A 13,096-nucleotide genomic window follows, 5' to 3' on the forward strand; every position below is an offset into this window, starting at 1 on the left:
CATGTATGTCGCAGTCAAAGGCGGCGAACGCGCCATCGAGAACGCCCATCGCCTGCTGGCGTACGCGCGGCGCGGCGACCAGGGCGTTCCGGAAGTTACGCTCGACCAGATCTCGGAGCAGCTCGGCCTCGCCGTGGACCGCGTCATGAGCGAGGGCTCGCTCTACGATCGCGAGCTCGCGGCGCTCGCAATCAAGCAGGCGCGCGGCGATTTGATCGAGGCGATTTTCCTGGTTCGCGCCTTCCGCGCCACGCTGCCGCGTTTCGGCGCCAGCGAACCGGTCGACACCGGCGCGATGCGGGTGCAGCGGCGGGTGTCGTCGACCTTCAAGGACATCCCCGGCGGCCAGATCCTCGGGCCGACCTTCGACTACACACATCGGCTGCTCGATCCCTCGCTCGCCGAGGGATTTGTTCCTGAGCAGCCTGCGACGGCCGAAGCGTCGACGGCACCGACGCCGCGTGTGACCGACATTCTGGGTCGCGACGGGCTGATCGAATCTTCGCCACAGTCCGAGGAAGGCGCCAGCGTCGGCGATCTCACCCGAGAGCCGCTGAACTTTCCGGCCGACCGTGACCTGCGCCTGCAAAATCTGGCGCGCGGTGACGAAGGCTTTCTGCTCGCGATGGGCTATTCCACCCAGCGCGGCTACGGCCGCAACCATCCGTTCGCCGGTGAGATCCGCTTCGGCGAGGTCGAGGTCGAATTCTCTGCCGAAGATGTCGGGTTTGCCGTGCCGCTCGGCTCGATCGAACTCACCGAGTGCCAGATGGTCAACCAGTTCAAGGGCTCTGCGACGGAAGCGCCGTGCTTCACCCGCGGCTACGGTCTTGCCTTCGGCCAGAGCGAGCGCAAGACCATGTCGATGGCGCTGGTCGACCGTGCGCTCCGCGCCCGCGAGCTCGGCGAAGAGGTGGGCGCACCGGCGCAGGATGAAGAATTCGTGATGTCGCATTCGGACAATGTCCAGGCGACCGGCTTCGTCGAGCACCTGAAGCTGCCGCACTATGTCGACTTCCAGTCCGAGCTCGGCCTCTTGCGCAAGCTACGCAAGGAGTTTGCTGAGGCCAATGCGCCTGAGACCATGAAGGAGGCCGCGGAATGAACGCGCCTGCCTACAATTTCGCCTATCTCGACGAACAGACCAAGCGGATGATCCGCCGCGCGATCCTGAAGGCGATCGCGATCCCCGGCTATCAGGTGCCGTTCGCCAGCCGTGAAATGCCGATGCCCTATGGTTGGGGCACCGGCGGCGTGCAGGTAACGGCCGCGATCCTCGGCCCCGATGACGTGCTGAAGGTGATCGACCAGGGCTCCGACGACACCACCAATGCGATCTCGATCCGCAAGTTCTTCGCCAAGACCGCGGGCGTTGCCACGACGACGGCGACGGAGGACGCGACGGTGATCCAGACCCGCCATCGCATTCCGGAGACGGCGCTGCACGAGAACCAGGTGCTGGTCTATCAGGTGCCGATCCCGGAGCCGCTGCGTTTCCTCGAGCCGCGCGAGACCGAGACGCGGCGCATGCATGCACTCGCCGAATACGGCTTGATGCACGTAAAACTCTATGAGGATATCGCCCGCTTCGGCCACATCGCGACGGCTTACGCCTATCCGGTGAAGGTGAACGCGCGTTACGTGATGGACCCGTCGCCGACGCCGAAATTCGACAATCCCAAGATGGACAATTGCCCGGCGTTGCAACTGTTCGGCGCCGGCCGCGAGAAGCGCATCTACGCGATTCCACCCTACACCCAGGTGGTGTCGCTCGATTTCGAGGACCATCCCTTCGAGCCCTACCGCTTCAACGCGCCGTGCGCGCTGTGCGGTGCCGAGAATTCCTATCTCGACGAGATCGTCACCGACGACAAGGGCAGCCGCATGTTCGTGTGCTCGGACACCGACTATTGCGAAGGCCGCCAGGCCGCCGGCCATCACGGTAGCCTGAGTGCCGCGCCGTACAAGGAGAAGGCGCAGGGGGGATCAAATGGCTGATCACGACATGCTTGAGAACGACCAGCCGCTGCTGGTGGCAAAATCCCTCTGCAAGTCCTACGGCCGCATCGTCGCATGCCGCGACGTGTCGTTCGCGCTCTATCCCGGCGAGGTGCTGGCGATCGTCGGCGAATCCGGTTCGGGCAAATCGACTCTGCTCCAGCTCCTGTCGGGCCAGCTCGCGGCCAGTGGCGGGCATGTGTCCTACCAGATGCGCGACGGCATCACCCGCGATCTTGCCACGCTCGGCGAGGCGGAGCGGCGTTTCCTGTTCCGCACTGACTGGGGCTTTGTGCACCAGGATCCCGCGCAGGGCCTGCGCATGGCGGTGTCGGCCGGCGCCAATGTCGGCGAGCGGCTGATGGCGGTGGGCTGGAATCACTACGGCCGCATCCGCGACACCGCATCCGACTGGCTCGCCCGTGTCGAGATCGACGTCGCGCGCATCGACGACGCGCCGCGCACTTATTCCGGCGGCATGCGCCAGCGCCTCCAGATCGCCCGCAACCTCGTCACCGAGCCGCGGCTGGTGTTCATGGACGAGCCGACCGGTGGCCTCGATGTCTCGGTGCAGGCGCGGCTCCTCGATCTCCTGCGCAGCCTCGTCGCCGAGCTGAACCTCGCCGTCATCATCGTCACCCACGATCTCGCCGTGGCGCGGCTGCTGTCGCACCGCGTGATGGTGATGAAGGGTGGCCGCGTCATCGAGACCGGTCTCACCGACCAGGTGCTTGACGACCCGCGCGAGCCCTATACGCAACTCCTCGTCTCCTCGATACTGCCGCCATGAGTCTTCCAACATGAGTCTTCCAACATGAGTCCCCCGATGACCGCCATGATCGACATCGCCGACGCCAAGAAGACTTTTACGATGCACCTGCAAGGCGGCATCGAATTGCCGGTGGTGAGCGGCGTGACCTTTCACGTCAACCCGGGCGAATGCGTCGTGCTGTCGGGCCCGTCCGGCGCCGGCAAATCGTCGATCCTGAAGATGATCTTCGGCAATTACCGCTGCGACTCCGGCCGCATCGGCATCCGCCATCGCGGCGAGGTAATCGATCTCGCCACCGCCGAGCCGCGGCAGGTTCTCAATGTCCGCCGCGCCACCATCGGCTACGTCAGTCAGTTCCTGCGCGCGGTGCCGCGGGTTGCGACCATTGACGTCGTCGCCGAGCCCTTGATCGTCAACGGGATGTCCCGCGCCGATGCGCAAGCGCGTGCCGGCGAGTTGCTGCATCGCCTCAATATCCCCGAGCGCCTCTGGCAGCTTCCGCCCGCGACCTTCTCCGGCGGCGAGCAGCAGCGCGTCAACATTGCGCGCGGCTTCATCTCGGAGCTGCCGATCCTGTTGCTCGACGAACCGACCGCCTCGCTCGACGCGGCCAATCGGGCCGTCGTGGTCGAGTTGATCGCCGAGAAGAAGAAGCAGGGCGTTGCCATGGTCGCGATCGTCCATGACGACGAGATCCGCCATCTCATTGCCGACCGCATCGTCGACGTCACCAGCTTTGCCGCTGCGGCCTGAAGGAAAATGAAGGACATGAACGCCAAGCCGAAGGAAACCGTGGTCGCCAATGCCAGGATCGTGCTGGCTGACCGGGTGATCGAACAGGGCTGGCTCGCTCTCGCGGATGGGCGCATCGCCGAGATCGGCGAGGGCAGGGCACCCGCGGGCGCCGACGACGTCGGTGGCGACCTGATCATGCCCGGTCTGATCGAGCTCCACACCGATCATCTCGAAGCGCATTACGTGCCGCGGCCAAAAGTGTTCTGGAATCCGGTCGCCGCCGTCATCTCCTATGACGGCCAGCTCGCCACCTCAGGCATCACCACCGTGTTCGACTCGCTGCGGGTCTGGCGTGAGGACGGCGCCGAGGAGGTCGATGGCCGCGCCGGCGTGCTCGCCGCCGCGATCACAACCGCGCGTGACGCCGATCTGCTGCGTGCCGACCACTTCCTCCACCTGCGCTGTGAAATCCCGATGCCGAGCGTGGTCGAGGAGGCCAAGGAGCTGATCGATCGTCCCGACGTGCGGCTGATGTCGCTGATGGATCATACGCCTGGTCAGCGCCAGTTCCGCGACGAGGTCAAGCTGCGCGACTATTACCGCGGCAAGGGTGGCGGCAAGACCGATGCCGAGCTCGACGAATTGTTCGCGAAGCGCTTCGAATATCAGAAGACCTATGCCGCGACCAACATGCGCCAGATCGTGGCGCTGGCGCACAAATACAACATCCCGCTCGCGAGCCATGACGATACCACCGAGGAGAACGTCGCTGATGCCGTGCGCGATCGCGTTTCGGTGGCGGAATTCCCGACCACGTTGGAGGCCGCGCGCGGCCTACATCAGGCCGGCATCGACATCCTGATGGGCGCGCCGAACGTGGTGCGCGGCGGCTCGCATTCCGGCAACATCGCCGCGGTCGATCTCGCGCGCGAAGGTCTGCTCGATATCCTGTCGTCGGATTACATTCCGTCGAGCCTTCTGATGGCCGCGCTGCAACTGCCGGAGCATGTGCCCGCGATCAGCCTTCCGGAGGCGGTTCGCACCGTGACGAAAGCGCCAGCCGAGGCGGTCGGCCTGTCCGATCGCGGCGAGATTGCGGTCGGCAAGCGTGCCGATTTGATCCGCGTGCATGTCGCGAGCAGCGTTCCCGTCGTCCGCAGCGTCTGGCGCGAAGGAGGCCGTGTCGCATGAGCGAGATCACGACGATGGCGGCGGAGCGGACGGGCGCGATCGGGCCCGGTCGGCTCGTGCTCGTGGTTGGTCCCAGCGGCGCCGGCAAGGATACGCTGCTGCGGCTGGCGCAGGCGGCTTGCGTCGACGATCACCAGGTCGTCTTCCCGCGCCGTGTCGTGACCCGCGAGGCCTCCGCGACCGAGGATAATATCGCGATGAGCCCCGACGAATTCCGTCGCGCGCTCGATCACGGTGACTTCGCAGTTCATTGGGAGGCGCACGGGCATTCCTACGCCCTGTCGCTAGAAATCAACGACGACATCCGCGCCGGGCGCGCCGTGGTCGTCAACGTCTCGCGCACGGTGATTGCCGCGCTGCGCCAGGCCTACGCCAATGTCGTCGTGGTCGCGATCACGGCGCCGCCGGACGTGCTGGCACAACGGCTTGCCGCTCGCGCCCGTCACAGCGATGGCAATATCGCGGATCGCCTCGCGCGCAGCGTCGATGATGCGGCAGCGCATGCCGATGTCACCATCCTCAATGCCGGCAGTGCGGACTATCACGGCCGCCAGCTCGTGCGCGTGATCAGGAATGAATGCTGGCGCGAGTAGAGCATGATCCCGGAAAAGTATGCCGCGGTTTTCCGAAAAGATCATGCTCAAAAATGAAAACCCAAAGCGGCGCAACCAGGAGAGAGCGGAATGACGGTGATCACTACGGTCGAACAGTTAGAGGCCATCTACGGCGCCGTCGGTGACGCCTCGACCGTAAAAGTCGCCGACCACGTCACTCCGCTCTATCGCATCTTCATCGAGAAGGCTCCATTTGCCGCGCTCGCCACCATCGGGCCTGAGGGCATCGATTGCTCGCCGCGCGGCGACCTCCCCGGCTTCGTCCGTATCCACGACCCGAACACATTGATGCTGCCAGATCGCCGCGGCAACAACCGGGTCGATTCCCTGCGCAACATCGTACGCGATCCCCGCGTGTCGCTGATGTTCCTTATTCCAGGCTCCGGCAACGCAGTTCGAGCCAATGGCCGCGCCCATCTCTCGGTCGATCGCGAGCTGCTGGCGTCGTTCAAGGTCGAGAGTAAGGCGCCGCGCAGCGTCATGGTGATGAATGTGGAAGAAATCTACTTCCAATGCGCCCGCGCCATCGTTCGCTCCGACCTCTGGAATCCCGATAAGCGAATCGATCCAAAGACGCTGCCGACGCCAGGCCAGATCCTCGCCGAGATGAGCCAGAACAAGGTCGGCGGTGAGGAATATGACCGGGTCTGGCCGGAGCGTGCCGCGGCGACGATGTGGTGAGCCCGTGCTCTCTCGTCCCCCTCGCCCCGCTCTTGCGGGGAGAGGGCGGGGCGAGGTGAAAAGGAAGCCGGCCGCGACGTTAGGTCCTCAATTAAACGCCATCCCGCCGCTCAGCGCGATCGTCTGGCCGGTCATGTAGGCATTGTCGACCAGCAGCATCACGGCTTTCGCCACCTCCTCCGCCGTGCCGAAGCGGCCGAGCGGGATGCGGCTGACGAGTTGCGGCTGGCCGCTCATCATGTCGGTCTCGATCAGCGACGGCGCCACCGCATTGACGGTGATACCTTCCTTCACCAGCCGCGCGGCGTAACCCCGCGTGAGGCCCTCCATGCCGGCCTTGGACGCATTGTAGTGCGGGCCGATCGAGCCGGCGCCGCGTGCGGCACCTGAGGATATGTTGACGATGCGGCCCCACTTTTTCGCGCGCATCGCGGGCAGCACCGCCTGCGTGCACAGGAAGACGGATTTCAGATTGACCAGGATCGTCCGGTCGAAATCGTCCTCGGTGAGATCGTCGACGCCGCGCGTGATCGCGATGCCGGCGTTGTTGACGAGGATGTCGATCGGCCCGAGTCCCGCCGTAACACGGTCGACCATTGCGGTCACGGCGTCGCGCTGTGAGACGTCGGCGGCAATGGCCATCGCGTGGCCGCCGCGGTCGTTGATTTCGCCCGCCAGCAGCTCGGCCTGACCGATCCGCTCACGACAGTTGATCGCCACGGCCGCGCCGGCCTCGGCCAGCGCCCGGCAGACAGCTGCCCCGATCCCGCGCGAGCCGCCGGTGACGAGGGCTGTGCGCCCCTTCAAACCATCTGCCATGCCTGGACCTCCTGCGCTGCAGTTTTCCAGACAGTATCAGGCGTGCAGCCCGTGCGCGTCAAATTCATCGCGAGATGGTGGATTCGCGATGCGGAACGAATTAGCCCCTCAGCGCTGCCAGCAAGTCATCCGGGCGCTCGGCCATGATCATGTGGCCCGCGCCCGGCACGACGACGGTCTTCGCATGCGGGATCGCTGCGGCGAGCGCCTTGCCCGCCTTCGCCGGTGTCATCATGTCGCGCTCGCCGAGGATGAGCGTGGTCGGCACCTTGACGCTCGCGGCAGCAGCCAGCGCATTCGCATAGGAATTGCAGGCGGACAAATCCCTGAACAGCACGCCCGGCTCACAATGCTTCAACACAGCCTGCGCGCCGCCATGCATCCACAGGCCCGGCGCGAGGCTGCCGCCGAGCTCGGCGTTGAAGCCGAGGCCCCAGATCGAGACCATGTCGTTTGCATCTTGCGAGTTGGCCTCGGCTGCCTTCAGCAGATCCGGCCCGACCGACATGGTCGCGGCCGTGCCGATCAGGCTCAGCGCAGACACCTTGTCGGGATGACGCGCCGCGGTCTCCAGCGAGATCAGCGATCCCATGGAGTGGCCGATCAGATGGGCCTTGGTCGCACCGGCAGCTTCGATCAACGAGGCCGTCCAGTCGGCCATTTCCGCGATGCTCGACAGCGAAACTCCGGGCGAGCGGCCATGGCCGGGCAGGTCTGGCGCGAGCACGCCAAAGCCGTGATGGGCGAACCAGCGCGTATGCAGCGCCCAGGTCGAATGATCGAAGCCGGCCCCATGGATGAAGACGACGGCGGGCAAGGAACTGTCGAATTCGCGGCCGCCGGTTGCGACAAACACCTCGGCGCCGTTGACGGAGAGCTTCATGGTGTCAAACCTTTTGCGAGATGCGCAGCGCTTGGGAGAGATCGTCGATGATGTCGCTTGCCGTCTCGATACCGACTGACAGCCGCACCAGCTCCTCGCCGATGCCGGCGGCCCTGAGCTGTTCGGCGTCCATCTGCTGATGCGTGGTCGAGGCTGGGTGGATCACCAGCGTCTTGGCGTCGCCGACATTGGCGAGATGGCTGATCATGCGCAGCTGTTCGATGAACTTGCGCCCCGCAGGTCGTCCGCCCTTGATACCAAAGGACACGATCGAGCCGGCGCCGCGCGGCAGCAACTGCTTTGCGAGCTGATAGTCGGGATGCGTCTCAAGCGAGGGATGCAGCACCCAGTCGACGGCCTTGTTGGACTTCAATGCTTCCAGCACCAAATGCGTGTTCTGGATGTGGCGGTCCATGCGCACGCCCAGCGTCTCCACGCCCTGAAGAAGCTGGAACGCGTTGGTCGGCGACAGGCAGGCGCCGAAATCGCGCAGGCCTTCGGTGCGCGCGCGCATGATGAAGGCCGCCGTGCCGAACTGCTCGTCGAAGACGATGCCGTGATAGCCACCGTACGGATCGGTCAGCACGCCGAACTTGCCGGATGAACGCCAATCAAAACGTCCGCCGTCGACGATGGCGCCGCCGATCGCGATGCCGTGGCCGCCGATCCATTTGGTCGCCGAGTGCATGACGATGTCGGCCCCTAACTCGAGCGGCCGGCTGAGATAGGGCGTGGCAAAGGTGTTGTCGATCAGCAGCGGAATTTTTGCGTCATGCGCGATCGCCGCGACCTTTGGAATGTCGAGCACCTCCAATCCGGGATTGCCGATGGTCTCGCCGATCACCAGTTTCGTGTTCGGCTTGATCGCCGCGCGGAACGCGTCTAGATCGCGCGGCTTGACGAAGGTCGTGGTGATGCCGAAGCGCGGCAGTGTGTGCGCGAGCAGGTTGATGGTGCCGCCATAGAGCGAGCTCGACGCCACGATATGGTCGCCGGCACTCAGCAGCGTCGCGATGGCGAGGTGCAGCGCGGCCATGCCGCTGGCGGTGCAGATCGCGCCGACGCCGCCTTCCAGCGCCGCAAGCCGCTCCTCCAGCACGCCGGTGGTCGGATTGGAGATGCGCGTATAGATGTGGCCGGCGCGCTCCAGATTGAATAGCGCGGCCGCGTGGTCAGAATCCTGGAACACATAGGACGTGGTCTGGTAGATCGGCACCGCGCGGGCGCCGGTCGCGGGATCCGGATGCTGGCCCGCATGCAGGCTCAGGGTTTCGAAAGCGGGCGGCTTGGGCGCGGGCATGCTTGGCCTCGTGGGTCGATCGGCGGAGGCGGCCCTTGTGCCACAAAACGACGCGCCACGTCAGCCCATTGACAGCGCCGCGCGGCGGCCCGCAGCGATCGCGTGTGACGAGATAAGCTGCTGCCGCGGCGGCAGTGTGCTCCCTCGCCCCGTTCTTACGGGGGGTGAGGGGCTGCTTCCGTGACCACGGTGGAAGTTAGACTCGCGGATTGCCTCGGATCGCCTGCTCGATGGTCCGCGCCTCGCGCAGCAAAATCTCCGCAACCTCCTGCTCGCGGCGCGGGCCGAGCCTCGTCCGAACGGCGGAGACTGTCATCGCCGCAGCGGGCTGTCCGTCCGGAGTCTTGATCCAGATGGAGATAGATTTCGTGCCCTGCACGAGGCCGATCTCCCGCATGCCGTATCCCAGCCGTCTTGCCGAAGTGACCTGGCCGAGCACTGTCGCGGCATCGGTCCGGTAGGCCTCGAACCGCTTCTCGTTGGCTGCGACGATTTTTCGCGCGTCCTGCGCCGGCATCGCGGCGAGAATGGCGACGCCAGCGCTAGAGACGCCGAGCGGCCGGCGCGCGCCGACTTCGATCGACAGCACCTGGATCGGAAAGGCGCCGATCCTGCGGTCGACGCAGAGCGTGTCGTTGCCGGTCCGAACCGTCAGGAACAGCGTGTCACCGATCTCCAAGGACGCGCGCCGCAGCGAAGGGCCTGCCGCGACCAGCAGTGGCGAGGGCCGAGGCCGTGCCAGCGCCAGTTCCGGCACCTGGTCGCCGATCGCGTAGCGACCGCTCCTGCCGTGCCGTTCGACGATGCCTTCTTCGATCAGCACGTGAACGATGCGATGCACGGTTGGACGGGTGAGGCCGGTCGCCTGCACGACCTCGGCCAGTGGAACGCCGTCTTCGCGGCCTGCGGCAAGAATGCGCAGTACTGAAAGCGCGCGCCGGATCGCCTGCGCGCCCTGTCGCGGTTCTGCCCCGTGGGGCCTTGAGGAAAGAGGTCTGTCCATATTATGGACAAGAACCGCACAATTCGGTCGACAGGTAAAGTCCGGAATTGACAGATAGCGGCCCGATCGGGATGCCGCGGGCGGCGCCGGTGAGCAACAAGAAGAACGGGGCGGGCCGGATCCGCCTTTCGGGAGGTTGAGATGAGATCGCTCTGGATAGCCATAGCTGCCGCTGCTGCGATGCTGGCGGGTCCCGCTGCGGGCCAGCAATGGCCGGCGCGCAGCGTCAAGCTGCTCGTGCCCTATCCGGCCGGCGGCAATGTCGACAGCGCGGCGCGCATCATCGCCGACAAGCTCCAGGAACGCCTCGGCCAGCCCTTCATCATCGAGAACAAGGCAGGCGCCGGCGGCATGATCGCGGGCGAAGCTTTTGCGAAATCGCCCAACGACGGCTACACGCTGTTCGTCGGCGCCAACGGCCCGGTGCTGTTCGCGACCGAAATCAACAGGCGCGACGCCTATAGCTGGAAGCGGGACTTTCTGCCAATCTCGACCATCTCGATGACGCCGCTGGTGCTCGAGGTGCACCCGTCGGTCCAGGCCACGACGCTGAAGGAATTTCTCGATCTCGCTAAGCGCGAGCCCGGCAAGCTGACCATGGCCTCGCCCGGTCCCGGCACCACCAATCATCTGCTCAGCGAGTTGATGCAGTCGACGCTCGGCCTGCAATGGGTGACGGCGCATTACCGCGGCAACGCGCCGGCGACCAACGACCTGCTCGGCGGGCAGGTGCAGTTCGCATTCGACCAGCTGTCGGTCAGCCTGCAATACATCAAGAGCGGCCTGTTCCGTGCGCTCGCCGTCACCAGCCCGCATCGGCTGAACGCGCTGCCCGACGTGCCGACTTTCACTGAACTCGGCTATAAGGATTTCGACGCCCAGACTTTTACCGGCCTGTTCGCGCCCGCCGGAACGCCGGCGCCGATCGTCGACAGGCTGCACGAGACCCTGGTGGCGATCCTGAAGGACCCCGGCGTGGTCGACAAGTTCGACAAGCTCGGCGCCGAAGCGGTGCCGATGACGCCGGACGAATTCAGGGCCTATCTCGAGCGCGAGGACGCCAAGTGGATTCCGATCGTGCGCAAGGCCAACATCAGGGCTGACTGACCGATGCGGATCGACCCTACCGAACTCGGCGCGGAGCGCATCTACCGGCTGATGACCGGCATCGTGGTGCCGCGCCCGATCGCCTGGGTGACAAGCCTGTCGCGCAGCGGCGTGCTCAATCTTGCCCCCTTCAGCGCCTTCACCTTCGTCTCGCAGAAGCCGCCGATGCTCGCCATCAGCGTCGGCCGCAAGGGCGCCGATTACAAGGATACCGCGCACAACATCCTCGATACCGAGGAATATGTGATCCACATCGCCGATACGCCGCTGATGGGCGCGGTGCACGACAGCTCCGTCGAGCATCCGCCCGAGATCAGCGAGGTCGCGGAGCTCGGCCTTGATACGCTCGCCAGCGAGCGTATCAAGGTGCCGCGGCTCGCGGCAGCACCCGTCGTGATGGAGTGCCGCTTCCGGCAGTGCCTCGAGTTCGGCGACGCCCGCAGCCGGCTGATCGTCGGCGAAGTCGTGATGTTCCACATCCGCGACGGCCTGGTGACCAACGGCAAGGTCGAGACCGAGGCGCTCGATCCGATCGCACGCATCGGCGGCCCGCGCTACGCCCGCCTCGGCGAGATCGTGACGCTTGGCGCCGTGTTCCAGACCCCGAAATCGACCGACTGAGCACGCGGGCCACGACAACAGGACTTCCGCCTCCGATGACCGACACCTCCTCGACTGCCGAATTCGGGACCTATTCGACCGGCGAACGCGCCGCGATCATCTTTTCCTGCATGTTCGGCTTCGCGCTCGACCTCTATGACGTGCTGATCATGCCGTTCCTGATGAGCTCGATCCAGGGCTCGCTCGGGATCTCGCTGACGCAGGTCGCCAGCGTCACCAGCCTGACGCTGATCGGCTCCGTGATCGGCGGCGCGCTGTTCGGCTGGCTCGGCGACCGCATCGGCCGCAAGCAGGCGCTCCAGCTCACGCTCGGCGTGTTCGCCATCGGCTCGATCGCATCCGCCTTCGCCTGGGACTATGCCAGCCTCGCCGTGCTGCGCTTCATCACCGGCGTCGGTCTTGGCGGCGAGTGGGGCGCCGGCATGGTGCTGTTCAACGAGGCCTGGAACAAGGACCGCCGCGGGCTCGGCAGCGCGTTCATCCAGGGCAGCGCAGTGATCGCCAGCGCCGGCGCCTCGATCGTCGGGGTCTGGGCGACCACCTCGTTCAGCCCGGAATGGGGCTGGCGCATCGCGCTGCTCACCGGCGGCTCGCCGATCGTCCTGATGATCTTCATCCGCTTCTTCATGCCGGAGTCGAAAGCCTGGCTCCAGTTCGACCGCGCCCGCAACAGCGGCCTCGTCGAACGCAAGGCGAAGACCGCGAATACGCTGCTCCTGATGTTCCGTGGCCGGCTGCTGCCGGTCTCGATCATGTGCCTCGCCTGGATGATGGCCTACATGTTCGCCTATTACGGCATCGTCGTCTTCATGCCGACGTTGATGCAGAAGTCGCTCGGCGCGTCGCCTGATGTGGTGCGCAACATCTCAATCATCGCCTCGATCGTCGGTGGCTGCTCCTATCTTACCATGGGCCTCGTCAACGACGCCTTCGGCCGGCGCTTTGGTGCGCTGTTGCCCGGGCTTGCCTGGGCCGTCATGGCCTGTGCGCTCTATTTGTTCGCGCACGACAGGTTTGGCGGACATCTGCTCGGCTTCCCGATGTTCTGGACCTACATCGCATTCGTCATCGGCAATTCCGCGCTGGGCGTGGTCGGCACCTGGCTGTCCGAGATCTATCCGATCGAGGTGCGGTCGACCGCGGTGTCCTTCATCTACATGGCGGGCCGCGGCGTCGGCAGCCTTGCGCCCGTCGTCGTGCCGCTTGCGGCCGCGTCCTTTGGCGGCGAACTCGCGATGGGCATGCTGATCGTGGTGCCTGCCATCATCCTGTTCCTGGCCATGACGCTGTTGCTGCCCGAGACGCGCGGACGTGAGCTCGCCGCGGTCGATGATGCCCATCGCGCCGGACACGCGGCCTGAAGACTGTTGGA

At 65.5% G+C, this 13,096-nt stretch carries 14 protein-coding genes; 10 read left to right on the forward strand and 4 right to left on the reverse strand.

From position 1 onward, the window contains the following. Position 1: 1 nt before the first annotated feature. The 7 genes from ABIB73_RS31440 (at position 2) to ABIB73_RS31470 (ending at position 5,991) form a co-directional block, all read left to right on the forward strand. On the forward strand, positions 2 to 1,105 hold the full coding sequence (locus ABIB73_RS31440) for a carbon-phosphorus lyase complex subunit (protein ID WP_354230461.1): 1,104 nt from the start codon (positions 2 to 4) through the stop codon (positions 1,103 to 1,105). Beyond that, positions 1,102 to 1,998 carry an alpha-D-ribose 1-methylphosphonate 5-phosphate C-P-lyase PhnJ gene (locus ABIB73_RS31445; protein WP_354230463.1) on the forward strand — a complete coding sequence of 299 codons (897 nt, stop codon included), beginning with the start codon at positions 1,102 to 1,104 and terminating at the stop codon, positions 1,996 to 1,998. The genes ABIB73_RS31440 and ABIB73_RS31445 overlap by 4 nt, the downstream gene beginning before the upstream one ends. After that, positions 1,991 to 2,788: a phosphonate C-P lyase system protein PhnK gene (phnK, locus tag ABIB73_RS31450; protein ID WP_354230465.1), complete on the forward strand. Its 798-nt coding sequence runs from the start codon at positions 1,991 to 1,993 to the stop codon at positions 2,786 to 2,788. Before ABIB73_RS31445 ends, phnK begins: the two co-directional genes overlap by 8 nt. A gap of 36 nt (positions 2,789 to 2,824) precedes the next feature. Beyond that, positions 2,825 to 3,523 (forward strand): phosphonate C-P lyase system protein PhnL, encoded by a 699-nt coding sequence (gene phnL / locus ABIB73_RS31455; protein WP_354230467.1) that lies wholly within the window; start codon positions 2,825 to 2,827, stop codon positions 3,521 to 3,523. Positions 3,524 to 3,538: 15 nt separating this feature from the next. Further along, on the forward strand, positions 3,539 to 4,696 hold the full coding sequence (locus ABIB73_RS31460) for an alpha-D-ribose 1-methylphosphonate 5-triphosphate diphosphatase (protein ID WP_354230469.1): 1,158 nt from the start codon (positions 3,539 to 3,541) through the stop codon (positions 4,694 to 4,696). Further along, a complete protein-coding gene (gene phnN, locus ABIB73_RS31465) occupies positions 4,693 to 5,289 on the forward strand; it encodes a phosphonate metabolism protein/1,5-bisphosphokinase (PRPP-forming) PhnN (protein WP_354230471.1) in 597 nt (198 codons plus the stop codon). Before ABIB73_RS31460 ends, phnN begins: the two co-directional genes overlap by 4 nt. Positions 5,290 to 5,379: 90 nt before the next feature. Continuing rightward, complete coding sequence (locus ABIB73_RS31470; RefSeq protein WP_354230472.1) at positions 5,380 to 5,991, forward strand: pyridoxamine 5'-phosphate oxidase family protein; 612 nt, start codon at positions 5,380 to 5,382, stop codon at positions 5,989 to 5,991. Positions 5,992 to 6,078: 87 nt separating this feature from the next. On the opposite strand, the gene ABIB73_RS31475 is transcribed toward ABIB73_RS31470, so the two are convergent. The 4 genes from ABIB73_RS31475 to ABIB73_RS31490 all read right to left on the reverse strand — a co-directional run bounded on the left by ABIB73_RS31475 (position 6,079) and on the right by ABIB73_RS31490 (position 9,996). Then, a complete protein-coding gene (locus tag ABIB73_RS31475) occupies positions 6,079 to 6,810 on the reverse strand; it encodes an SDR family NAD(P)-dependent oxidoreductase (protein WP_354230474.1) in 732 nt (243 codons plus the stop codon). Between the two features lie 100 nt (positions 6,811 to 6,910). Beyond that, complete coding sequence (locus ABIB73_RS31480; protein WP_354230476.1) at positions 6,911 to 7,693, reverse strand: alpha/beta fold hydrolase; 783 nt, start codon at positions 7,691 to 7,693, stop codon at positions 6,911 to 6,913. 4 nt (positions 7,694 to 7,697) lie between these two features. After that, positions 7,698 to 8,993 carry an O-acetylhomoserine aminocarboxypropyltransferase gene (locus ABIB73_RS31485; RefSeq protein WP_354230478.1) on the reverse strand — a complete coding sequence of 432 codons (1,296 nt, stop codon included), beginning with the start codon at positions 8,991 to 8,993 and terminating at the stop codon, positions 7,698 to 7,700. Between the two features lie 196 nt (positions 8,994 to 9,189). Next, on the reverse strand, positions 9,190 to 9,996 hold the full coding sequence (locus ABIB73_RS31490) for an IclR family transcriptional regulator (protein WP_354230480.1): 807 nt from the start codon (positions 9,994 to 9,996) through the stop codon (positions 9,190 to 9,192). A 141-nt stretch (positions 9,997 to 10,137) separates the two neighbouring features. Between ABIB73_RS31490 and ABIB73_RS31495 the strand changes: the two genes are divergently transcribed. Genes ABIB73_RS31495 through ABIB73_RS31505 form a run of 3 tightly spaced genes read left to right on the forward strand, consistent with a single transcriptional unit; the run spans position 10,138 to position 13,085 of the window. Continuing rightward, positions 10,138 to 11,103, forward strand: coding sequence for a Bug family tripartite tricarboxylate transporter substrate binding protein (locus ABIB73_RS31495; RefSeq protein WP_354230482.1), 966 nt, complete (start codon positions 10,138 to 10,140; stop codon positions 11,101 to 11,103). 3 nt (positions 11,104 to 11,106) lie between these two features. After that, a complete protein-coding gene (locus ABIB73_RS31500) occupies positions 11,107 to 11,724 on the forward strand; it encodes a flavin reductase family protein (RefSeq protein WP_354230484.1) in 618 nt (205 codons plus the stop codon). 35 nt (positions 11,725 to 11,759) lie between these two features. Further along, positions 11,760 to 13,085 (forward strand): MFS transporter, encoded by a 1,326-nt coding sequence (locus tag ABIB73_RS31505; RefSeq protein ID WP_354230485.1) that lies wholly within the window; start codon positions 11,760 to 11,762, stop codon positions 13,083 to 13,085. Positions 13,086 to 13,096: the final 11 nt, after the last annotated feature.

It is taken from the genome of Bradyrhizobium sp. F1.4.3 (assembly GCF_040548375.1).
Lineage (GTDB): Bacteria > Pseudomonadota > Alphaproteobacteria > Rhizobiales > Xanthobacteraceae > Bradyrhizobium.

Excerpts from the sequence above, each read along its gene's own strand:
- ABIB73_RS31440 (WP_354230461.1), top strand. The coding sequence starts at position 2 with ATGTATGTCGCAGTCAAAGGCGGCGAACGCGCCATCGAGAACGCCCAT.
- ABIB73_RS31445 (WP_354230463.1), top strand. The coding sequence starts at position 1,102 with ATGAACGCGCCTGCCTACAATTTCGCCTATCTCGACGAACAGACCAAG.
- phnK (WP_354230465.1), top strand. The coding sequence starts at position 1,991 with ATGGCTGATCACGACATGCTTGAGAACGACCAGCCGCTGCTGGTGGCA.
- phnL (WP_354230467.1), top strand. The coding sequence starts at position 2,825 with ATGACCGCCATGATCGACATCGCCGACGCCAAGAAGACTTTTACGATG.
- ABIB73_RS31460 (WP_354230469.1), top strand. The coding sequence starts at position 3,539 with ATGAACGCCAAGCCGAAGGAAACCGTGGTCGCCAATGCCAGGATCGTG.
- phnN (WP_354230471.1), top strand. The coding sequence starts at position 4,693 with ATGAGCGAGATCACGACGATGGCGGCGGAGCGGACGGGCGCGATCGGG.
- ABIB73_RS31470 (WP_354230472.1), top strand. The coding sequence starts at position 5,380 with ATGACGGTGATCACTACGGTCGAACAGTTAGAGGCCATCTACGGCGCC.
- ABIB73_RS31475 (WP_354230474.1), bottom strand. The coding sequence starts at position 6,810 with ATGGCAGATGGTTTGAAGGGGCGCACAGCCCTCGTCACCGGCGGCTCG.
- ABIB73_RS31480 (WP_354230476.1), bottom strand. The coding sequence starts at position 7,693 with ATGAAGCTCTCCGTCAACGGCGCCGAGGTGTTTGTCGCAACCGGCGGC.
- ABIB73_RS31485 (WP_354230478.1), bottom strand. The coding sequence starts at position 8,993 with ATGCCCGCGCCCAAGCCGCCCGCTTTCGAAACCCTGAGCCTGCATGCG.
- ABIB73_RS31490 (WP_354230480.1), bottom strand. The coding sequence starts at position 9,996 with ATGGACAGACCTCTTTCCTCAAGGCCCCACGGGGCAGAACCGCGACAG.
- ABIB73_RS31495 (WP_354230482.1), top strand. The coding sequence starts at position 10,138 with ATGAGATCGCTCTGGATAGCCATAGCTGCCGCTGCTGCGATGCTGGCG.
- ABIB73_RS31500 (WP_354230484.1), top strand. The coding sequence starts at position 11,107 with ATGCGGATCGACCCTACCGAACTCGGCGCGGAGCGCATCTACCGGCTG.
- ABIB73_RS31505 (WP_354230485.1), top strand. The coding sequence starts at position 11,760 with ATGACCGACACCTCCTCGACTGCCGAATTCGGGACCTATTCGACCGGC.